Consider the following 21,197-nt stretch of genomic DNA (forward strand, 5'->3'; position numbering starts at 1 on the left):
AAGGAGCCTCAATTGGAACGAAATTATATCGGCAGTGTGCGACTCAGTTCGCCGGTGGAAGAAGATTCCTATCTTCACCGCCTGATGGTGGTACGCCATTTGAAACAGATGAAAGAGCTGCCTTTCCGCAAATCGGTGACTTTTTTAGTCGGCGAAAACGGCACCGGAAAGTCAACCTTGTTGGAAGCGATTGCCGTGGCTTTTGGCTTTAATGCTGAGGGCGGCACCCGTAATTGTAACTTTTCAACCAGCGCTACCCATTCCGATTTGTATCGTCACTTAACCATTTCGCGGAGCGCTTATCCCAAGGATGGTTTTTTTTTAAGAGCCGAAAGTTTTTACAATACGGCCAGTTATCTGGATGAGGTCTATAAAGAGGAATTCCGGAACCAGTTTCAAACCGCCTACGGCGATCGGTCGCTGCATAACCAGTCCCACGGTGAGAGTTTTCTGGCACTGGTAGCCAACCGCTTCAGCGGAAACGGAATTTATCTGCTGGACGAGCCTGAAGCAGCGCTTTCGCCCAGTCGACTGATGACCCTGTTGGTACATATCCATGCATTGGTACAGCAGAATTCCCAGTTTATCATTGCCACGCATTCCCCCATTCTGATGGCCTATCCGGAAGCAGAGCTATATCAGTTATCCGAAGAGGGCATCCACTCGGTGGATTATCGAGAGACGGAACACTATCAGTTGACGCGCCGATTCCTTGAAAATCCGGAAAAAATGCTGCATTATCTGCTGGCAGAGGAGTAGGAGCAATGAGTTTAGCGGATAAGCAATATTTTATAACTAAATCATACCTTTTCAAAGAAATAGTATGATAATAAAAAAATGGAAGGGTGTGGTTTAATTTTTATGAAACATGCTGGCGTAAATACTGGGGTTAGAGCCTCAGGCAAAAACACCCTGCTACGCAATGCAAAATTTGGGTCAGACCCAAAGAAAAAAGAGAAAAACAAACCCTTAAGCTTAAAACTGCCAAAGGCTCGTGATTGCGTGACCTTCAGGCAGTTTTTTTATTGAACAGCTAGAGTCAGGATACTGTTGCGAAATTTACGGGGGCTTATTATTTTATATTTAAAAAGATGATTGACAAAACCATGGTAAAGGAATATCCTTATGATAAGTAGTACAAATCATACTTATTATACTTAACGCATTGAATGGAGGAAAATAATGACTCAGCCAAAAGGAAAATATGCCTGGACTGTTAAGGTCGGTGAAAAAGGGCAGATTGTCATTCCAAAAGAAGCAAGGGATGTCTTTAATATTAAACCAGGCGATACATTGATATTGCTGGGAGATGAAGAACAGGGGATTGCGATTCCCCCTAAAAATATGTTTGCTAAAATTTCACAAATGGTTTTTGGTGGAAGCGGTTCTGACTCAGACCAGAGTGATGGGAAATGAGCGTTCTGGCGGTTAATAATTTACGCAAAAAATACGATCAATTTGAACTGGATAATGTTTCTTTTGCATTGGAACAGGGCACCATCACTGGTTTTATTGGACGCAACGGTGCCGGCAAGACCACAACACTTAAGGCATTGCTGAACTTTGTTCATCCGGACGGGGGTGAGATTTTATTTTTTGGGAAGGGTTTTAAAGCGAGTGAGTTTGAAATCAAGCAAAGAATCGGCTTTGTTTCAGGGGGAATTAATTATTATCCCAAAAAGAAGATCAAAACAATTACAGCAACAACCCGGCGTTTTTATGAGAATTGGGACCAACAAGCCTATCAGCTTTATATGAAACGCTTTGAACTGGACGAAAATAAAACCCCCGATGAATTATCCGAAGGGATGAAGGTAAAATATTCGCTTGTTCTGGCACTTTCACATCATGCCGAGCTATTAATTCTAGATGAACCCACAAGCGGTCTTGATCCGGTTTCAAGAGATGACTTACTCGATATCTTTTTAGGACTCTTACAAGAGGGGATCACCATTTTGTTTTCGACCCATATTACCTCGGATCTCGATAAGTGTGCGGATAATATCATCTATATCCAGAAGGGTAAGGTGTTGGCTAACAGTGATATGGCATCATTTCTGGCACAATACAAAGTTCTGGAATTTTCGGATGAGCAACTGACCGATGATTTAAGACCAAAACTGATCGGATACAAACAGACTAAGCACGGCTATCGGGCACTGATTAAAGCGACAGATGTTAGTCATATCAATGAAAACGTGACCGATGCAGATTTGGAAGCGATTATGATTCATATGGAAAAGGAGTGATATCGCAATGAATAATCTGCTCAACAAAGAATTTAAGCTGGCGATGCACCCGACCGCACTTATTTTTTTATCCCTGTCAGCAATGATGCTGATCCCGAATTATCCCTATTATGTGACGTTTTTCTACACCAGCCTGGGGATCCTTTATGTGTTTAAGCGGACGGGAGAATAATGATATATTCTATACCATGACACTCCCGGTTCGCAAAAAAGATATTGTCAAATCACGCTTCTTATTTGTTGCCATTATTCAGATGGCCCAGGTTTTAACGGCCATCCCTTTTGCTTATGTGAGAAGCTTATATGATATGCCGGGAAATCTTGTCGGGATTAATGCCAACACGGCATTTTTCGGGTTATCTTTTGTAATAATGGGACTCTTTAATTTCGTCTTTTTTATCAAGTATTATAAGGATACCAACAAGGTTGGGGCCGCCTTTGGCTGGGGCAGTCTGGTGATGGCGATCTTTATGATCATTGCCGAAACAAGTACCCATGTGGTGCCATTTATGAAAAATTATCTGGATACGAATGATCCGGAGTTTATTCAATATAAGTTGATGGTATTAGTCGTCGGCATCCTCTCATACTGTCTGCTGACATTTGCGGCTTACAAAAAATCAGTTATTTCCTTTGAAGCGTTGGATTTGTAGGTGACAAATTGATTCCTTTATGAAGGTCTAAATTCATAAAAACATGGCCGACCCATGGCGTAACCGAAAGCCACCACTCTGGTTGGACAGTGCCGATGCTCCAGAAGGGTGGCCAAATGGTTTAGCGGCAGGTTGGATCATACTTCGTTATTTTTTAATAACCGGGATCCAAACTTCATATTGGGCATTTTGGGGATCGGCATTGATATAAACTTCGATGTCCGGGGCATTGCCGTATTCATACCCTGAGGTGGGGAGCCACTCGGTGACGATTCGCTGTTCTAAGTCTTGAATGGACAGGTTTGTTCCACTGCCAGCGAAGATCGCCCAGGTAGCAGCAGGAACCGTATATTCCGCTAAGCTGTCATCGGTATCCTTGGTACTGGCAACCGCAATAAAATACTTCCAGTCCTCGGTGTCATTGCAGACACTGACCCCCAGTAAACCCATTGGCTGTTGATCCATCAGCGCCGCCAACTTCGGAATCGTTCCATCGGTGGTCGCTTTTTGCCACATTTGCGGCACAATTTCAAAGTTTTTTTCAATTTCCTTGTGTAGGGGCTGCCAGGTCCCGATAATTCGAAAAGCTGGTTTTTGTTCAATTCTGTAATTCATTTCCGTGACTCCTTTAATTGTAATTTTGAAGCTGACTGGTGGATAGGCGCAGAGCTCAACGCCCCCCTCTTTAACACGTGAAGGGGCAACGCCGTGAATCGTTTTAAATGCTCGGTTAAATGCGGTGGGAGAAGTGTAGCCATATTTCAAGGCCACATCAATGATTTTTTCTTCACTGCCTTGAAGATCGACGGCAGCTAGTGTCATTCTCCGGCGGCGAATATATTCAGATAGAGGCACATCTGCCATGTAGGCAAACATCCGTTGAAAATGATAGGTTGAGCAACAGGCAATGGCGGCGACTTGCTCATAGTCAATGTCCGCAGTAATATTCTCCTCAATATAATTTATCGCGTTATTTAGTCTTTCAATCCATTCCATTTGTTCAGCTCCTTATTATTATTATAGTTTTTCGAGAGTGTTTGTCCTCTCTTTTAATGCCTTAATTAGCGAGTACGGTTATATTTATCAAAGTTCAAACGAGTTATTTCCGGGATATCCCATTTGTCGATTATCCAGCATTAGGGATTAATTGTTGTTTGAATTTCATGTTGCAAACAACATTATATAAGGTTGGATCATGAATAACAAGGACAAAAGCTGTGGATCAGGAGCAAAATTAGCATCGTTGACACGTTGACAGATAGAGGGCGAGTGGCGAGCGGTTTAAAAAGGGCTGAATTCGATTTGTTTAAGCGCTGCGAATAGTGCTATAATAAATTAGTTGCTTCAGAAGGATGGGGTTTCGAACTTCGCACAGCATTTTAATGGCGACTTAACCGTAATCGAGCAGGGAAAACATTTTTTTTGATACCGAAGAACAACTGTAATTTTTCAAGCGATAACTAGAAAAGTGTATTAATGTTTAAATTACGGCCTATCTGCTGCGAGTAGCGTGATCCAACCAGGTAAAGTAAGTTGTGAGCGAAAACCAAAACGAGGCGAAAAATTACGGCAATGAAACCTTCAAGAATTAAATAATGCGAAAAGATCTGGTGCGAGAAAGGTTTAATGGAGATAGATGATAAAAAAAGAAGTAACCAATAAATATGCAGATTTGGAAGTGGCCCTTCAGATCGATTGTAAAAAATGTAGCGGTCTATGTTGCGTCGCCTTGTATTGCATGAAAAGTGATGGATTTCCCGAGAACAAGCAGGCGGGGGTACCTTGTAAACACTTGACGACAGATTTTTGTTGTGATATCCATCCCCTTTTGGCAGCGAAAAAGATGAAAGGGTGTCTGGCATATGATTGCTTTGGTGCCGGGCAAAAAGTGACCCAAAGCAGTTACGTCAATGAAAATTGGAAAACCAATCCGGACAAGGCCGATGAAATCTTTCAGGTCTTTATGAAGGTCTTTCAGCTCCATCAGATCGCCTGGTATTTATTGGAAGCACTGTCGTTAGTCAGTGATGATCGCGCAAAAGATGAGATCGATGCGCTGCTTGTAGAGAATATTCAAATGACCGCAACGACGGAAATCCTGGTCATCGATATTGCCAGTTATAAAATGCGTGTGGATCAGGCGTTAAAAAAGGTGAGTGATCAAGTAGCGGCTGATTCTTCTGATGGGACTAACGGCAAAGACTATTTTGGTAAAAACTTTAAAGGTGCCAATCTTGATGGCAGAGATTTTAGTATGGCGTTGATGATTGCGGCCAATCTGAAGGGTTGCAGCTTGAAGAAAACTAATTTTCTGGGTGCTGATATGCGGGATGCGAATATCAAAGACACGGATTTAAGCGGTTGTGTTTTTCTAACACAAATGCAGATTAATGCGGCTCAGGGAAATGCTAAAACGAAGCTTCCAGCTAATTTATCACGACCTTTCAGCTGGCAAGGAGAGTAGCTAATAACAAAGTCGGCATCAGCGATTAAACAGTAAATACTTAGAAACAGGAGGACGTATGTTAACACTCTATTTTTCAGGAACGGGAAATTCAAAATTTATAGCAGAACGCTTTTCAGCCAAAATGGCCGCGGCTTGTTATTCCATTGAAGAAGAAGTGGATTTCAAAGAAAAAATGGGGCAGGTTAAGACCATTGCCGTTTGCTATCCCATTTACGGTTCCTGCGTCCCCCGAATTATGCGGGAGTTTGTCAGAAAAAATCGGTCCGCGTTTGAGGGCAAACAGCTGATCATTTTCAGTACGCAACTGCTGTTCTCAGGAGATGGGGCCCGGGTTTTTACAGAATTACTAGAAGGGGTATCGGTAAACGTTCGCTATGCTGAACATTTTAATATGCCGAATAATATTTGTAACTTTTTTTTATTTCCCCTTGCCAATCCAAATAAAATGCAAAGGTATTTAAAAAAGGCAGAGAAGAAACTTAGTCGATCATGTCAGAACATTAAAAATGAGGTTGTCAAAAAGCGTGGGTTTAATTTCGTTTCTCAACATTTAGGTTTGTGGACCCAACGGGCGCATTTTGGTGCACTTGAAAAGAAGGCCCAACGGGATGTTAGAATTTCGGCAGAATGTAATCTTTGTGGCAAGTGTGTCAGGATCTGTCCGATGAAAAACCTCAAAATAACAGATCGAAGAATTGTACAACTGGATCAATGTACCCTTTGCTATCGATGTGTCAATCAATGTCCTCAAAAAGCGATCACGGTTTTGGTGCACACACAAGTTAAAAAGCAGTATCAGGGGATTGTCGGTTTGTTAAAGTGAGAAAAAGCATTAAAAAAACGAAAGAAATTTTTTGGATTTAGTAGAGACGGACATAATTATTTGACAGTAAGCGTACTTCATACTATAATGATTACAATATGAATTTTTGCTCATGAGGGAGTAGTTAGCGTTAAATCCGCGGTAAGTCAACATACTGGTCACAACGGCCTGGCTTGCCTTAATAAACGAGACTCATGTATAACTGTTACAGCTATACATGGTCTTATTTTTTTGTAAAAACCCAGGTATAAGCTTAGAATAGCTGTACCTGTTTTTTTATTCATAAATTTTACTTAAGGAGTATGTTTAAATGAGTATTCTTGAGTTAATTTTGGTTGCGATCGGTCTTTCCATGGACGCTTTTGCTGTGGCAATCTGCATCGGCTTGAATCTGAAAAAAGCAGATTTGAAAAAGACCCTGGTTGTGGGATTGTATTTCGGATTTTTTCAGGCCTTAATGCCCTTGATTGGTTATATCTTTGCCGTGCAGTTTAATGAAAAGATCATTGCTTTCGATCATTGGATTGCCTTTGTTTTGCTGGGCATCATTGGTGGAAAAATGATAATCGATGGTTTACGAAAGGAAGGATATTTAGGGGGTGTAGAGAAGCCGGATACCGCAGCGGCATGTCCAGTGGTCGGATGTGGATGTCCCGAAGATGAAAAAGCCACTCTCAGCCCCAAAGCCATGATTCCCCTGGCCTTGGCAACAAGTATCGATGCTCTGGCGATCGGGGTGTCGTTTGCCTTTCTTCAGGTTCATATTCTTCCCACAATTTTATCTATTGGAAGTATTACACTGTTTCTCTCGGTGATGGGAGTAAAAATTGGCAGTATCTTCGGATCGCGATTTAAGGGAAAAGCAGAGCTACTGGGAGGAGTAATCCTGTTAGTAATTGGTGTAAAAATATTAGTAGAACATTTAGGAATACTAGTCATCTGAAGGCAAGCTCTTTTTAACGATTTTCAGGTTGCGGGTATCAAAAAAACAGAGGATTTTGTTTCTGCTAAAAAGTATTTTATGATAGGATAAGAAAAAGATTGTAGCGTATATCAGAAGGATAATCCTTCGGGTGAGTTGGTCAAAGAGAAAGGAATAAGATCAATGTTAAACGTCGAAGAAAAGCTGGCAAAATCACTAACGGCAGAGTCCATCGAGTTGATTCCATACCTGCCATATCTATTACAGGACTTATGGGAACTGGGTGCATCGCCAAATGATATCATTGATATGACCTTGAAGCATGTCCCGGTATCAGAAAAAATGCGAGTGCTCGATTTAGCTTGCGGTAAAGGCGCCGTGAGTGTTCAGTTAGCGAAGGCCTTGGGCTGCAGAGTAACGGGGATTGATATCATTCCGGAGTTTATTGATGATGCAATTAAAAAAGCTCAGGAATATGGGGTTGAGAGCTTGTGTGAATTTAAGCGCGGAGATATAAATGAAGCTGTAAAGACTCAAAAAGAGTATGATATCGTTATTCTGGGGGCAGTCGGAGATGTACTGGGGAACCCCGAGCAAACAATACAAAAGCTAAAACAGACAGTGAAAAATAGCGGCTATATTTTCATTGATGATGCGTATGGAAATAATGATTCCGATGGTCGATACCCGACCAGAGAACAATGGCAGTTGTTCTTTAAAAATGCACAGCTAAAGATTATTGATGAAAGAATTGCCAAAGAAGAGGCAATAGTAAGCACGAACGATGAGCAACAGTCGTTCATCGTAAAGCGAGCAAATGAACTAAAAGAAAGCCATCCGGCTAAAGCATTCTTATTTGATAATTATATTAAAAGCCAGCAGTCTGAGTGTGATGAGCTGGAAAATGAAATAGTTGGGGTTACGATGTTAGTGAAAAAATCATCATAATTATCGGGATCAAAAATACCCCAGTAAAAATACTTTGTTAAAATATGGTTTATAGTGATGCGAAAAGTGTTGAATAGGTGTATAATATTATGAGATCATATAATAAGTGGAGGTGTATTTATGAATTTGGCACAGTTGGAACGAATGAAAAATGATAGTGGTTTTATTGCAGCACTGGATCAAAGCGGAGGCAGCACACCAAAAGCACTGGCAATTTATGGCATTCCAAAAGAAGCTTATGCGGATGAAACTGAGATGTTTCAAATGGTTCATGAAATGCGAACGAGGATTATGAAGAGTCCGGCGTTTACCAAAGAAAGAATTCTGGCGGCAATCTTGTTTGAAAAAACGATGGATCAAAAAGTAGATGGAAAATATAGCGCCGATTATCTTTGGGATGTTAAGGGAATCTTACCAATTTTGAAGGTTGATAAGGGGCTGTTGGATTTAGAGAATGGTGTTCAATTAATGAAACCCATTACTGATCTTGATGCCTTACTCATTCGCGCGAAAGATCGACATATATTCGGAACGAAAATGCGTTCTGTCATTAAAGAAGCCAATCCGGCAGGGGTCAAAGCCATTGTCGATCAACAATTTGAATTGGGTAAAGCCATTGCGGCGGCAGGGTTGATTCCGATTTTAGAGCCAGAGGTTGATATTCATACACCCAATAAAGCTGAAGCCGAAGTTTTACTCAAACAAGAAATCCTTGAACACCTGAAAACGTTGGACACGTCTAGTCAGTTTATGTTTAAACTCACGATTCCCGATGTTGATAATTTTTATGAAGCGGTTATTCAAAATCCAAATGTTATCCGCGTTGTTGCTCTTTCCGGTGGCTATTCCAGAGAAGCAGCCAATGAAAAATTAGCTAGAAATCCAAAATTGATTGCAAGTTTTTCCAGGGCACTAACCGAAGGGCTCAAGGTAAACCAAAGTGACGAAGAATTTAACGCGGTATTAGATCAATCGATTCAATCGATTTATGAAGCCTCGATTAAATAAAAATACAGATAAATAAAAAAGACGGCAACAAATCTTTAAATGATAGATTTGTTGCCGTCTTTTGTCTGTGGATAGCTAATCTGTTCATTTCCTTATCTAGCAGCCAGAAATGGTTTGTTTTGCGGTGCTGTGTCGTAGAATAAAGAGGTGCTGATTTTAGATAAGCCCACAAGTGGTTTAGACAACGAAAATATATACCATGCGATACAATGATTAGATGTTGTGAAGATCCGTTATTAAACCACCTGATGCTTGCAATAGGTGCGGATGGAAAGGAAAAGGAAAACAGGAATTTCAATTACCGCGGCCGCGATTATGACATAAGGGGTCCAAAGGCTTATTGAACCAATATGCAGGTAATTAAAGCTCGTGAGTTGATAAAGCAAGCTGTTTTGCATACCGATTCCCGCAGATGGTAAAATAAAACTAAGCCAATTAGCGCCAGCGGAATACGTGAATATCGGTAACAAACATAGCCCAATGGCAATTAAGATGACAGAAAGCGAATCTTTAAGTTTGGCAGATATAAACAATGTAAAACTAATGGTTGCCAGCAAAGAAAGCAATCCTCCGATTGCTAAAACGGCTTGAAGCTGTCCTAAATTAAGCGCCGGCAGACTGATAACAGAATACAACATTTGCATCGACGTTTCCATACACTCCAGCCCAAACGCAAGGTCTGAAATCAGTAAATGCAAAGAAATGCATAGGATAAATGCAGCACAAAAAATGGTTAGAGCGGCGAGTATTTTTACGATTGCTAATCGTGAATGCCCATATTTTGTGCAGCGCAAGATACTGTCCGAACCGGTTTGGTAGTCATTAGAAAACGTCGGTGCGGCAGCGGCGGTGCAAAGAATGACAAGGATAAAAATAAAAAGCACCAGGTGATCAAAAGCGTCCCTTGAATATCCGGCGTAAAGCTGAAAGGGCGTTTTTACTTGTGCGTATTTTTGCAAAGCCTGTTCCTGTGCAGTGGGATACTTCTTTTGCTCCATTTGCATAATGTCTTTTAGGTGTTGTTCGGTTTGTTCATAAAATCCGTCTAATTTATCCGGGGAAATAGCCATCAAATTTGTTCCCTGACCGGTTTTGGGGTCGGAAAATGCTTCCGGTAGCCTTCCTAAAAGCGCTTCAACCGGAAATACCGTTTCCAGATAAAGGACGACCGGAAACTCTCCGCTATAAATGCTTTCCTCTCCATATGGGGAAACAGCGTTTTGGTAGAGGTTTAAAGCATTTTTGAGTTTTTCGGGAGTAACTTCTCCGTTATGAATAGAGCGAAGCGTTTTTTTATAGGCAATCGCTTCTCGGCCATCTAACGTTACCAATTTACCGTTCTCGTCTGGTTGATTGATCGATTCATACATAACTGGAAGCCAAGCCATTAGCACAGACATTGCTAACACAATAAGCAATAAAATGATGACACGGCGTGACTTAAGCACGCGCTTTACTTCAAGACAATAAATACGCAGCAATTATTTTACCTCCTTACTTGTTTCCTGTTGTGGAAATAACCATAGATATAAATCCTCCAAACGGGGCGGAGCCAGTACAGAATCACGTATTTTCGCTTCATCGGCCAGATAGCGGATGGATACCTGATTATCATCTTCACTGCGTTGATTGATAATGCGTAACTGCATTTCATAGATGGGCATTTTGTCAGCGGGCACCGTACAAGTCCAAACTTTTTTCGCGACTTGTTTTACTAATTCATCGGTTGTGCCGATATTAAGAATTTTCCCAGCTTTCATAATGGCGTTTTTAGTGGCGATATACTCAATATCGGAAACGATATGCGTTGAAATAAGGACAATGCGATCATGCGAAAATTCCGAAATAAAATTTCGGAAGCGAACCCGCTCACCAGGATCAAGACCGGCGGTCGGCTCATCCATGATCAGAATTTTAGGGTCATTGAGCATTGCCTGTGCAATTCCTACGCGTCGCTTCATCCCGCCGGATAGTTTAATAATTTTTTTGTTTTTTACATCAGAAAGGGTGAGGGTGTCCAGCAGACTGGTAATCTTTTTACTCGTTTCTTTTACCGGAACAGCCTTAAGTGCGGCGATATACTCCAAATAGTCTTTCACCGTAAAATCTTGAAAGAAGCCAAAGTCTTGCGGTAAAAAGCCAAATTGGCTTCTGTATTTTTCGCCGAGATCACAAATATTTTTTCCCTCAAAAAAAATCTTCCCATGGGTTGGTTCCATGATCCCCGCAATCATCCGCATAAGCGTCGTTTTTCCAGCGCCATTGGCACCAAGCAGACCCCATACGCCTGGGGTGAGGTTTAAAGAGACATCATCGACTGCAGTTTTATTCTTAAACTGCTTACTAAGGTTTGTAATGTTCAGTTCCATACCGGTTTCTCCTTTTTAAAAATTACAACGACAAACGTCCTTGTTCAGTATCTATTGTACTGAACAAGGACGTTTAAGACGTTAAGATGAACCGGATAAATACCTAAGAAAATCCTAATCTTTTATTGATATCTGCTTAAGATAAGAGCGGCAGTGACACGGTCAAGGTCGTTGTATCATCTTCGCTTTGGCCAGTGATCTCACCACCGTGTAAATGAACGATTTCCGCTGCGATTGACAGTCCCAGGCCTGCGCCGCCAGTGTCAGATTTGCGAGCATCATCTAAACGATTGAATAGTTCAAAAACAGTTGACAACTTATCGGAGGGAATGGTTTTACCGTTATTTTTAAATGTAACAACGATGTTTTCCTTCTCTTCCATTGCGGAGATAAGAATTTCCGTATTGGGATAACTGTATGCGACAGCATTTTTAAGAAGGTTGTTAAATACTCGGGCTAATTTTTCAGGGTCGGCATAAACACTTAGATTCTCATTTGCACAGAGGATTGCTGAATTTCCCTTGGCAGACAAGGCGGGATAGAATTCATCAATTAACTGTATCAGCAGATAGTATAGGTCAGTATGCTCTTTACTTATTTTGATTTGTTGCGTGTTGTATCGCGTAATCTCAAAAAACTCATTGATAAGTTTTTTAAGTCGCTCGGCTCTTTTCAGTGCAATGCCCAGATATTTTTGCTTTTGTTCAAGTGGCATATCAGGCGCTTCATCAAGCAAACTTAAATAGCCGATAACTGAGGTTAGCGGTGTTCTGATATCATGCGCCAGATACATCACCAATTCGTTTTTTTTATTCTCAGCTTCTTTTATCGTCTGCTGATTTAACAAGATCGACATTTTTATTTGATTCATTTGTGTTTCGATATCTTTAAGTGGTTCGGACAATTCAATTGTCCGATCATCTTGCTGATAAACAGTTTTAGTAGCATCGATGGTTTCCTGCAAATACCCCCATGGCTTTTTCCAATAATGATGGAAAATGGCCAAAAAACCGATAACCAGATATAAAAAGTAGATAACATCAATTCGTAAGTAGAACCATAAAAAAAATGCATTTGAAAGCTGCTGACTAAAAACATAGTCAGCGACTAAGGTTAAGGCATAGCCGGTCAAAGTATAAAGTGTCAGAGTAATGTACAGCTTAAGACATAAAGTTTTTTCTATTGAATGATTCTTCATCACGATCACCTTCGTTTTCACGATCCTTTCTTAGTCAGATTTTATACCCCACTCCCCAGATCGTTTTAATATATTTTGATTGATCAATGGTATCGCCTATCTTTTCACGCAAATGACGGATATGAACCGTAATGGTATTATTGCTTTTGCTATAATATTCATCCTGCCAAATTTCATGGAACAATTCCTCGGCACTTACCACGGTGCCTTTGCGTTCCATTAAAATTCGGAGAATCGAAAACTCTGTAGGCGTTAAACCAACGGTTCTCTCATTCAACAGGCATTCATGCGTTTTGGTATTCAATTCCAACCCGGAGTAGCTAAGAACAAAACGTGTTTCTTCAAGGGCTTTCGCCGAATTGTATTTTTTATATCGGCGGATTTGGGCTTTTACCCTGGCAACCAATTCAAGGGGACGAAATGGTTTCGTAATATAATCGTCAGCGCCGAGTGTTAAACCCGTGATTTTGTCGGTTTCTTCGTCCTTGGCAGTCAACATAATAATCGGGAAAGTAAACTGCTCCCGAATTTTCTGGCACAGTGAAAACCCGTTTATTTCCGGCATCATGATATCTAAAATAGCCAGATCAAGTTTGGTAGTTTCGGTGCAAGCCAAAGCTTCCTTTGCAGAATAGTACTTAAATACAGTATAGTTCTCATTTTGCAAATAAACTTCGATTAAATCAGCGATATCGTGTTCGTCATCGACGACAAGAATGTGATCATTCATAGAGATGCTCCTTTCTGGTATGTCAGGGATTAGTTTATTGTATCATAGCAAGTTTCACTAATTATGAATTTTAGCATCAGAAGTTACTAAGATTTTCATAAGATTTTAAAAATGCCAACCCGTCTAGATTTTGTGTGAAGTGTTATGAAACTTGATGCTTAGCAAAAATGGTATGAGATACAAAATAGCTAACCACAATAAGGATAATTGCTACGGGTATCGCCCATATGGCATAAAGCATACCGTTGTTCATTTGTTCAACAGACATTATGGAAGTGTACTGCGTATGATAAAGTGGCATCAGAACAATAAGCCTAAACAGCGAACTCGTTTCGGATATCGGCAACATAATCGGCAATACATAAATAGCTACGGACGCTACTAACGCAATCATTTGATTTTTACAAACAGATGATATCATTAGGGTAATACCTGTAACACTGATTGCACTGGTAAATGCCAACAAAACTTGATATTTAAGCACCGCACTACAGGTAATGTTAAACGGAATATATCCCTCCACAAATTCTTGAGGCGCAAACAGGATACTGCAATCTAATCCTTCTGCACCATAAACAACACGAGCAAAACCGGCATTAAAAGTGACAATCAAAACGGTTATAAGCAAAGCAGCAAGCAGACTTGCTATAATTTTTGCTGTGGCGCATTTCGTTTTTCCATATCTGCTTGTCAAAATGATATTATCGACGCCACCGTATTCGCCGGAAAAAACGGGTGCGACCATTAAAATGATAACGAAAGAAAGGACAAGGATAATTTTCGCCATGTTTTGACTTGTATTGAGCCAACCGCTTACATAGCCTATTTTTATTTCTTCATCGCCTAAAACATCCAAAACGCTCAATCCGTTCCAATTTCCGCTCATATCTGAAAACCGAGCAAAAGCTGCAGACTGCATAGCATTTTGATAAAGATATTTCGCATTCATTCCATGCAAATCATGGGTAAGCTTGAAGTCAGCCATCATTTGCTGTACTTTTTCATCAGTTAGAATGCCCGCGTAGTTCGCTGCAATGGTTTTATCAATTTCGACAGCAGCATGACCGCTTCCTTCATTATTTTTACCATCAAATGAATACATATTCTGCAATGTAGAAAAGGAAAGGATAACAGACAGCAATAGTACCAGGATAATAGAAATCACCGTAAGCCGATTTGTCAGTATTTTTCGCAGCTCAAACTTGATTAAATTTTTCATGATTCATTTGCTCCTTTAAAATAGTAAAGGTACAAATCTTCCAATGTAGGCGGTACCGGTACCGCATTGGCCAGAGGTTGATGATCTGCTATCACGCGCAGCACCGTACAATTATTTTCCGTGTTTCTCAGGTTGCTAACATTAAGCGTTTCGGTGTACGGCTCCGTACAATTAGTCGGCACTGTACATTCCCACACTTGTCCATCAATTTCTGTGGTTATCTCATTCGGCTTCCCAACGTGAAGAATCTGGCCGGATCTCATCATTATAATTTCTTCAGCGATAAACTCAACATCAGAAACAATATGCGTAGACAAAATTACAATCCTATCTTTGGAAAATGCACTAATCAGATTACGGAAACGGACACGCTCTTTTGGATCAAGACCTGCTGTTGGTTCGTCTAATATCAAAATACGCGGATTGCCCAGCATAGCTTGTGCGATCCCTAAACGCCGTTTCATGCCACCAGAAAAGGTCTTAATTCTGTGGCGGCACTCTTTTGTTAAATCAACTGCCGCCAATAACGCGTTTGATTTTCGCTTTGCTTGTTTTTCGCTCAAGCCCTTTAATGTGGCAACATACATCAAAAAATCAAACGCGGTAAAGTCAGGATAATATCCGAAGTGTTGTGGAAGATACCCCAACACGTTTCGATATTTTTCACCTAAGTCCGATATACCTTTGCCATCCAAAGTGATTTTACCGGAGGTTGGCACTTGAATGTTGCACAGTAGACGCATAAAGGTGGTTTTTCCTGCGCCGTTTGCACCAAGTAAGCCGTAAACGCCGTTTAATAAAGTAATGTTCAAATGGTTAATGGCTGTTTTTGAGCCGAATTGTTTGGTCAGCTCGATTGTTCTAAGTTCCATAAAAAACTCCTTTCGTTATTGGGAGTAAAAAATACTCTCCATGTGTTTACATAGAGAGTATAAAATACAATGTTCAACTTTTTATCTACAAAGGTGGAGTTTTGAAAAAAGCCATTACCTTTGCACCAACCGAAAGATTTTCAAGTTTAAGATAGCCGCCATGATGTTCGCATAGCATTTTACAGAGATAAAGTCCAAGTCCAAAATGTTCGGAATGATTTTTTTCTTCAGTAAAATATGGATTTGTTGCTTGCTGTATCGTATTTTTACCAAAGCCCTTGCCATCATCAGACACCGACAGCAACAGACCGTTGTGCTTTTCTTCAAACGTCAGCGTGATTGTGGAAACGGCGTAGCGGAGTGCATTTGAGATTAAATTATAGCTAACTTGCGAAATAAATGACCGATCAACAATAAAGGACATGGAGGTGGTGTTTTTTTGAAGGAGAAGCTGCTTGCCGTTTTGTGAGCAAAGCATATCAACATTTTCAGCCAGAGAATATAAAAATTCAGGTAATGATATTTCACGATATTCCGGCTGTGCGTCTTCCAATCGCTGTAAGCGGCTCATACTGTCAACGTAGCGCTCTAACCGGAATATTTGCTTACCCATTGTAATGGCAATTTCTTTTGTTATCGCGTCATTACTGGTTTGTAACATTTCGTCGTAGCCTTTTAGTACCGTAAGCGGAGTACGCAGATCATGGGCGAATGCTGCGTTAAGTTGCTTGCGTTCTTCAGCCTGTCGCCACATTTCGGAAAAATTATTGGCAAGGGTGATCCGCATGATTTCAAAGGAAGCGCAGAGTTGGCCCAACTCGTCTTCACTGCTATAATCAACCGTAAAATTTAAATCACTCGTTGTAATTTTTTCTGATGCCGCTCTTAACGCTAGAAGTGGTTTTCTCAATTTGTTCTTATAAAAGAGCAAAGCCGCTATGATGATTGATAATGCAGAATAAAGAGGCGTTGCGATAATTGGAACAAGTTCATATATGGATACTAAGCGTTCATCCAGCATGGATAATGGAGAGGTTTCGCCGCCGATATAAGTCCCCTCACCTAACTGCTCCCCATTTTCGTTAGTCAGGTAGTATTTTTCTCCTGTTGGAGGATATGAATTCTTAATATTTGAGGTGGCATTATTACATAAAAGAGAAGTACCTATGCTTAATACAAGCGCAATGACAGCGAACACAGAAACATAAAGTACAAGGCTTTTTCTTAAAGACAACTGATGCAGAATTTGTTTTATCTGATCCATTTATAGCCACACCCCCACACTGTTTCAATATATGTATTTTGTGTATATAACGCAATTTTCGTTCGTATTCTGTGAATATGTTCGGCTACTACACTACTGTCGCCCTCGCTGTCATATCCCCAAACGCGTTCATAAATCCGTTCTTTGTCAAAAACCTGTCCCGGATTTTGCGATAGGAGTTCGATAATATCAAACTCTTTTTTTGCAAGCATAACCTGCTCACCTTTACAGAATAAACAACGCGCCGAGAAGTTGATTGTGAGTTCCCCTGAGAACTTTAATTGTGTTTTGAGATTATGGCGAGTTTCGCGACGGAGATGAGCTTGTACTCTGGCCTCTAATTCGACAAGCGAAAATGGTTTGACAATATAATCATCACCACCCACACCAAAGCCCTTTACTTTATCGGCATCCTCAATTTTCGCAGTTAGAAAGAGGATCGGGCATGATACATGATTACGGATACGCTCGCAGACTTCCAATCCGTCTAATCCCGGCATATTGATGTCGAGTAAAATAATATCAGGATTATGTTCAATTTGCTTTAAGCCATCAACTCCGTTTATAGCCGTAAGAACCTGATAGCCTCTGCTTTTAAAGAATCTACTAAGCATGGTTACAATGTCAGGCTCATCATCAACAAGTAAAATTTTGTTTTTCATTTTTCACGCCTCCTTAATTGTTTGAATATAGCAAAAAACATTCAACTATTTATCAACTTTTTAAATTTCTTTTTGCCACTCGTCAGCAGGCATTTCTATAATTAGGGTACCATCCATGTCAACCCCCGTCCTTTGCTAAACAATAGCTCTTTTTAAGTGAACAAGCCTTTGTGAGCTTCGTTTTGGTGGGTGGGACTTTTTGATTTTTTTTCGTCGGGTTAGCGGTGTTAGCTTTTGTGATACTGACTCAAGTGAACTGATTAGACATACTCCATAAGGTTTAGTTTGTCATGGCTCCAACAACATGGTAAAATTAGAAAACCAGAACAATCAGAGATTAAAAAAGAATAAGGCAGGAGAAAAAGTGTCGAAATACCCAATCCATCCGGATTTTAAGAAATATGAAAAAATTCAGACGCCGATAGCAAAAGCACTATTACCGCTGATGAACGGGATCATTGAAACGGGCTTTAACAAACGGTTGCCAGAGCCGGGTGTCCGGGAAATAAGAAAAATGATCCCGGGTTTTAAAAGCGAACCGCTGGAGCTGATAATTTATGAACCAGCAGCGGAAAAAGATCCGTTGCCCTGTCTTATTTATCTTCATGGCGGGGCCTTTGTACTGAAGTCTGCCGCCTTTCATAAGCGTCTGATGGGCGAGTATGCAAAGCAAACCCCTTGTAAGGTGGTGTTTGTTGATTATCGACTGGCGCCTAAGCATCCGTTCCCGATTGGTATTGAGGATTGCTACGCAGCTCTTAGTTGGATTTATCAGAATGCCACCGAAATCGGTGTCGATCCCGATAAAATTGCAGTTGGTGGAGACAGTGCCGGTGGTGCCCTGGCAGCGGCACTCTGCTTGATGGACAGAGATCGAAAAGCGCAAAAACTCTGCTTTCAGATGCTTATCTATCCGGTTACCGATGCCCGGCTAAACACCGATTCGATGAAAAAATATCTGGATACGCCGCTTTGGAATGCCAGACAGAATAAAAAAATGTGGAACCTTTATCTTGCCGACGGGTGTTCGGTGGATCGGGCTTATGCGTCACCCATGGAAGCGGCTTCGTTCTTGAACCTACCGCCGGCTTATGTCGAAGTGGCAGAGTTTGATTGTCTCCGGGATGAAGGTATTCTTTTTGCCAGAACGCTTAAAAAACATCAAGTACCCGTTGAACTCAACCAGACGACCGGTACCATTCATGGATTTGAAATTGCCGAAGACAGCGAGATTGTCAAACAAAGTCTGATGCGGCGGGTTAAGGCGTTAAAAACTGCGTTTGGGATAAGTGAAAAAGGCCGCTAACTGTCCGGGTGTTCTCCAATCATGGCAGATAGGGAACACAATTTGACGGCGGGAGACTAAAATAAGGCTTAAAAGTTATGGGCCTGAATGTTCGTTCAATTAATTTTTTTTACTGGAAACTGGATTTCGGTCAGCCAGTCCGCGGCTGAATCTTTGTTCCAGGCCCCGTCAATGTAGGATTCCCGGGGATGATCGATGATTTCATAGCCGTTGCGTTCCAGCCATTTAAGGATGGCGTTGTAGGCGTTGGGGAACCCTTCGTAAGGGCCCTTGTGAAGCACGCAGGCCGCATTTTTGACCCGATCAATGACCTTGAATTTAAGCATCTCAGAATCTTCTTTTACTGCGGTGACCGCTTCACAAATTTCCACATCGACATCGGTTTCGCGGTATTCACCATCATGATAAATATTAAAACAATATTCAGGGACCGCGCAGACACAGCCGAGTCGTTCCATTTCAGCCCCCATTGGCGGAACCACCGAAAAGAGGGCGTCATAATTGGGAATGGTGGTGCGTAAGGATGCTACAATCACTTGCGGCAGCTCTTTGAGAATAACATGATAGCCTGCGGATTCACCATCATTTTTAACCAGATAAGACTCTACCTGAGACAGCCGCAGAGTATCCTGGGCGATTCTTTTAAGCAGTTCCAGTCGTTTTTGCGTCAGCAGATCTTTCTCCGGGGTGCCGCCCTGGACTTTTTTTATTTCGTCCAGGGTGAAACCCATTTCCCGCAGTGCCAGAATCTGATGGAGAAGCGGCAGCTGCTCAGAGGTGTAATAGCGGTAACCGGTAAATTTTTCTATGGCAGCCGGTTTTAAGAGCCCGATCTCGTCATAATGACGCAACGCCTTGATGGTGACCCGGTTCATTTTTGAAAACAGCCCGATTTTATAATAGATCGTATTTTCTTTTCGTTCACATTGATAGGTTTCGTTCATTGCTTTTCCTTTCTTATTCCCAACGGAAGAATCGCATCGATAGCAGGATGCCCAGAATCAGAGCACCAAATAAAACCAGTAGCGGTACTAAAAGATTCACCTCAAGCCCCAGCGATGAAGCTTTTAGCAGTTTGATCCCCTGGGTCAGGGGCAGAAATCCAGCGACGAACTGAAGCGGTTCGGGGAAGATTTCAAAGGGGATGGTGGCCCCGGATAAAAAAAGCATCGGAAAATAAACCACGCTGCAAACCAGGTTGGCCATTTTAACAGTCCGGCACAGACTGGCAATCAGCAGACCCAAACTGTACATCGACACCATCACCAGAAAGTAAGAGCCCACAAAGAAAAGCGGTGAACCAATCAGTTGATACCCGAAGAAGAGCCGGGCAACGCCGTAAATTAGTAGGGCAGAGACAATCGAAAGCAACATGCAAATGACTGCATGGGTCCATAATAACATCATTGGGCTGACCGGTGTTACAAAAAAATGTTTGAGAATTTTTTTATCGCGGTAATCGGCAATGGTTAGCGGAATCCCCATAAAAGCAGTGGCGCAGATGGCTACGGCAACCAGGGCGGCAAAGGAACTTTCCACCAGCGTATACCCGGCCCCATCCGTCGCCGGATTGTCGCCAGCAATCAAGCCGATTAGCAGCATAATGCCGAGCGGCATGCAGACACCAAAAAAGATCCCGTCGATACTTCGCAGGTTCAGTTTACCCTCAATTTTAAACAAGGTAAGAAATTTTTTCATCAGGCGACTCCTTCCTTCATGACCCACAGATAGGCTTCTTCCAGCCGTTGATGGGGACTATTCTGAATCAGCCGGGAAACCGTATCGGTCACGATCGCGTGGCCCTGATTAATAATGCAGACCCGGTCGCATAGGGCTTCCACCTCATCCATGTAGTGGGAGGTGAGAAAGATGGTGAGCCCTTTTTCCTTTAAATCAGTAAGCACCTGCCAGACACTCCGCCGGGCTTCAGTGTCCAGTCCGGTGGTCAGCTCATCCAGAAAGATGACCTCTGGTTGTGGTATGAGCGCTAACAGAATTGAGAGCTTTTGTTTTTCACCGCCCGACAGTTTGGCAACCGGCTGGCGGGCATACTGATCCAGCTTGAACTGAGTCAGTAAACTGTTGTAATTGGCAGGGTTTTGATAAAGTGCGGCCATTTCCTCACAGATTTCACCAACCCGGATATTGCCCTGATAGCTGGAGGATTGGAGCTGAACCCCCACCCGCTCAAAAAGATGTTTGCGGGCTTTAACCGGGTTTAATCCCAGTACCGCGACCGAGCCGGTGTCAAAGGGTTTAAGACCCAGAATACAATCGATGGTAGTCGACTTACCAGCACCGTTGGGTCCGAGCAAACCAAAGACCTCGCCTTTTTTAACCGAGAAGCTCAGGTTGTTGACGGCTACCCGGTTACGATAGTGTTTGGTCAGGTTTTTTACTTCAATACATGTTTCCATTTATACCTCCAAGTTCTTACTTCACGTTGAAGTATAGGGCCTCCCCTACGGGGAGAGTCAAGTGCGAAAAATCTTTTTAGGACAATATTG

At 41.8% G+C, this 21,197-nt stretch carries 23 protein-coding genes; 11 read left to right on the forward strand and 12 right to left on the reverse strand.

Translation table 11 applies throughout. From position 1 onward, the window contains the following. The first annotated feature begins 12 nt into the window (after nt 1-12). The 5 genes from DOZ58_RS12815 (at nt 13) to DOZ58_RS12835 (ending at nt 2,902) form a co-directional block, all read left to right on the forward strand. On the forward strand, nt 13-759 hold the full coding sequence (locus DOZ58_RS12815; protein ID WP_111888639.1) for an AAA family ATPase: 747 nt from the start codon (nt 13-15) through the stop codon (nt 757-759). A 423-nt stretch (nt 760-1,182) separates the two neighbouring features. Further along, nucleotides 1,183-1,416 (forward strand): AbrB/MazE/SpoVT family DNA-binding domain-containing protein, encoded by a 234-nt coding sequence (locus tag DOZ58_RS12825; protein ID WP_111888641.1) that lies wholly within the window; start codon nt 1,183-1,185, stop codon nt 1,414-1,416. After that, nucleotides 1,413-2,249, forward strand: coding sequence for an ABC transporter ATP-binding protein (locus tag DOZ58_RS12830; protein ID WP_111888642.1), 837 nt, complete (start codon nt 1,413-1,415; stop codon nt 2,247-2,249). The genes DOZ58_RS12825 and DOZ58_RS12830 overlap by 4 nt, the downstream gene beginning before the upstream one ends. Before the next feature lie 7 nt (nt 2,250-2,256). Continuing rightward, a complete protein-coding gene (locus DOZ58_RS18955; RefSeq protein WP_242988504.1) occupies nt 2,257-2,421 on the forward strand; it encodes a hypothetical protein in 165 nt (54 codons plus the stop codon). Next, nucleotides 2,396-2,902, forward strand: a complete 507-nt coding sequence (locus DOZ58_RS12835) for an ABC-2 transporter permease (protein WP_242988505.1) — start codon at nt 2,396-2,398, stop codon at nt 2,900-2,902. Before DOZ58_RS18955 ends, DOZ58_RS12835 begins: the two co-directional genes overlap by 26 nt. 147 nt (nt 2,903-3,049) lie before the next feature. Here DOZ58_RS12835 and DOZ58_RS12840 read toward each other — a convergent pair whose 3' ends face one another. Then, nucleotides 3,050-3,898: an AraC family transcriptional regulator gene (locus tag DOZ58_RS12840; RefSeq protein WP_111888643.1), complete on the reverse strand. Its 849-nt coding sequence runs from the start codon at nt 3,896-3,898 to the stop codon at nt 3,050-3,052. A gap of 640 nt (nt 3,899-4,538) precedes the next feature. Here DOZ58_RS12840 and DOZ58_RS12845 point away from each other — a divergent pair. The 5 genes from DOZ58_RS12845 to DOZ58_RS12865 all read left to right on the forward strand — a co-directional run bounded on the left by DOZ58_RS12845 (nt 4,539) and on the right by DOZ58_RS12865 (nt 9,070). Continuing rightward, nucleotides 4,539-5,366, forward strand: coding sequence for a pentapeptide repeat-containing protein (locus tag DOZ58_RS12845; protein ID WP_111888644.1), 828 nt, complete (start codon nt 4,539-4,541; stop codon nt 5,364-5,366). 58 nt (nt 5,367-5,424) lie between these two features. Beyond that, nucleotides 5,425-6,192, forward strand: coding sequence for an EFR1 family ferrodoxin (locus tag DOZ58_RS12850; protein WP_111888645.1), 768 nt, complete (start codon nt 5,425-5,427; stop codon nt 6,190-6,192). A 310-nt stretch (nt 6,193-6,502) separates the two neighbouring features. Further along, entirely contained in the window at nt 6,503-7,135 is a 633-nt protein-coding gene (locus DOZ58_RS12855) for a manganese efflux pump MntP family protein (RefSeq protein WP_111888646.1), read from the forward strand. 162 nt (nt 7,136-7,297) lie between these two features. Continuing rightward, nucleotides 7,298-8,062: a bifunctional 2-polyprenyl-6-hydroxyphenol methylase/3-demethylubiquinol 3-O-methyltransferase UbiG gene (locus tag DOZ58_RS12860; RefSeq protein WP_111888647.1), complete on the forward strand. Its 765-nt coding sequence runs from the start codon at nt 7,298-7,300 to the stop codon at nt 8,060-8,062. A gap of 120 nt (nt 8,063-8,182) precedes the next feature. After that, on the forward strand, nt 8,183-9,070 hold the full coding sequence (locus DOZ58_RS12865) for a fructose bisphosphate aldolase (RefSeq protein WP_111888648.1): 888 nt from the start codon (nt 8,183-8,185) through the stop codon (nt 9,068-9,070). A 236-nt stretch (nt 9,071-9,306) separates the two neighbouring features. Here the strand turns inward: DOZ58_RS12865 and DOZ58_RS12870 are convergent, their stop codons facing one another. The 8 genes from DOZ58_RS12870 to DOZ58_RS12905 form a co-directional block, all read right to left on the reverse strand. Next, nucleotides 9,307-10,551, reverse strand: coding sequence for an ABC transporter permease (locus tag DOZ58_RS12870; RefSeq protein ID WP_371414171.1), 1,245 nt, complete (start codon nt 10,549-10,551; stop codon nt 9,307-9,309). Next, nucleotides 10,552-11,439, reverse strand: a complete 888-nt coding sequence (locus DOZ58_RS12875) for an ABC transporter ATP-binding protein (RefSeq protein ID WP_111888649.1) — start codon at nt 11,437-11,439, stop codon at nt 10,552-10,554. 136 nt (nt 11,440-11,575) lie between these two features. Next, nucleotides 11,576-12,637 carry a sensor histidine kinase KdpD gene (locus tag DOZ58_RS12880; RefSeq protein ID WP_111888650.1) on the reverse strand — a complete coding sequence of 354 codons (1,062 nt, stop codon included), beginning with the start codon at nt 12,635-12,637 and terminating at the stop codon, nt 11,576-11,578. Nucleotides 12,638-12,671: 34 nt separating this feature from the next. Next, the gene (gene vanR, locus DOZ58_RS12885) at nt 12,672-13,367 is read right to left on the reverse strand and encodes a VanR-ABDEGLN family response regulator transcription factor (protein ID WP_111888651.1); all 696 of its coding nucleotides are present in this window, start codon (nt 13,365-13,367) and stop codon (nt 12,672-12,674) included. A 142-nt stretch (nt 13,368-13,509) separates the two neighbouring features. Beyond that, on the reverse strand, nt 13,510-14,586 hold the full coding sequence (locus DOZ58_RS12890) for an ABC transporter permease (protein WP_111888652.1): 1,077 nt from the start codon (nt 14,584-14,586) through the stop codon (nt 13,510-13,512). Next, complete coding sequence (locus tag DOZ58_RS12895) at nt 14,583-15,458, reverse strand: ABC transporter ATP-binding protein (RefSeq protein ID WP_111888653.1); 876 nt, start codon at nt 15,456-15,458, stop codon at nt 14,583-14,585. The genes DOZ58_RS12890 and DOZ58_RS12895 overlap by 4 nt, the downstream gene beginning before the upstream one ends. Nucleotides 15,459-15,543: 85 nt before the next feature. Further along, nucleotides 15,544-16,722 (reverse strand): HAMP domain-containing sensor histidine kinase, encoded by a 1,179-nt coding sequence (locus DOZ58_RS12900; RefSeq protein ID WP_111888654.1) that lies wholly within the window; start codon nt 16,720-16,722, stop codon nt 15,544-15,546. Beyond that, nucleotides 16,710-17,384 carry a response regulator transcription factor gene (locus DOZ58_RS12905; RefSeq protein ID WP_111888655.1) on the reverse strand — a complete coding sequence of 225 codons (675 nt, stop codon included), beginning with the start codon at nt 17,382-17,384 and terminating at the stop codon, nt 16,710-16,712. The genes DOZ58_RS12900 and DOZ58_RS12905 overlap by 13 nt, the downstream gene beginning before the upstream one ends. A 364-nt stretch (nt 17,385-17,748) precedes the next feature. On the opposite strand from DOZ58_RS12905, the gene DOZ58_RS12910 reads away from it, so the two are divergent. Beyond that, complete coding sequence (locus DOZ58_RS12910; protein ID WP_242988506.1) at nt 17,749-18,690, forward strand: alpha/beta hydrolase; 942 nt, start codon at nt 17,749-17,751, stop codon at nt 18,688-18,690. 95 nt (nt 18,691-18,785) lie between these two features. Here DOZ58_RS12910 and DOZ58_RS12915 read toward each other — a convergent pair whose 3' ends face one another. The 3 genes from DOZ58_RS12915 to DOZ58_RS12925 are packed head-to-tail and all read right to left on the reverse strand — an operon-like array spanning nt 18,786 to nt 21,107. Beyond that, nucleotides 18,786-19,634 (reverse strand): MerR family transcriptional regulator, encoded by an 849-nt coding sequence (locus DOZ58_RS12915; protein WP_111888657.1) that lies wholly within the window; start codon nt 19,632-19,634, stop codon nt 18,786-18,788. Between the two features lie 13 nt (nt 19,635-19,647). Further along, nucleotides 19,648-20,388, reverse strand: a complete 741-nt coding sequence (locus DOZ58_RS12920; RefSeq protein WP_111888658.1) for an ABC transporter permease — start codon at nt 20,386-20,388, stop codon at nt 19,648-19,650. Continuing rightward, nucleotides 20,388-21,107: an ABC transporter ATP-binding protein gene (locus tag DOZ58_RS12925; RefSeq protein ID WP_111888659.1), complete on the reverse strand. Its 720-nt coding sequence runs from the start codon at nt 21,105-21,107 to the stop codon at nt 20,388-20,390. The genes DOZ58_RS12920 and DOZ58_RS12925 overlap by 1 nt, the downstream gene beginning before the upstream one ends. Between the last annotated feature and the right edge of the window lie 90 nt (nt 21,108-21,197).

It is taken from the genome of Acetobacterium sp. KB-1 (genome assembly GCF_003260995.1).
Classification (GTDB): Bacteria; Bacillota; Clostridia; order Eubacteriales; family Eubacteriaceae; genus Acetobacterium; species Acetobacterium carbinolicum.